This window comes from Faecalibacterium sp. DFI.5.82, assembly GCF_029076575.1.
Classification (GTDB): domain Bacteria; phylum Bacillota; class Clostridia; order Oscillospirales; family Ruminococcaceae; genus Faecalibacterium; species Faecalibacterium duncaniae.
Map to the genome: position 1 here is coordinate 1 of NZ_JARFIS010000897.1, position 295 is coordinate 295.

1 pseudogene is annotated in these 295 nt (G+C 67.1%); it reads left to right on the forward strand.

Annotated features, from left to right (window positions below):
• A pseudogene (locus tag P0G09_RS19405) lies at positions 1-295 on the forward strand (bifunctional folylpolyglutamate synthase/dihydrofolate synthase); the annotation flags it as partial.

The window sequence follows — 295 nt, forward strand, 5'->3', positions numbered from 1 at the left end:
CCAGCAGCAGAATCAAGCCGGGCAGTCCGGTGGTGAGCTATGGCGGTGTGCCCGAGGCCGATGCCGTCATCGCCCGTGCGGCGGCAGAGCGGCACGCGCCGCTTACCGTGGTAGATCTCAGCAGGCAGACCATCGAGGACGGGGATCTGGATGCTGTCACCTTTGATTTTGACGGCCTGAACGGCATCCGCCTGCCCTTGATCGGCAGCTATCAGCCCCGGAACGCCGCCACGGCCATTACGGCCCTGCGGGTGCTGCGCTGTCCGGGATGTTCCAGCCCCGGCTGCGCAGCACC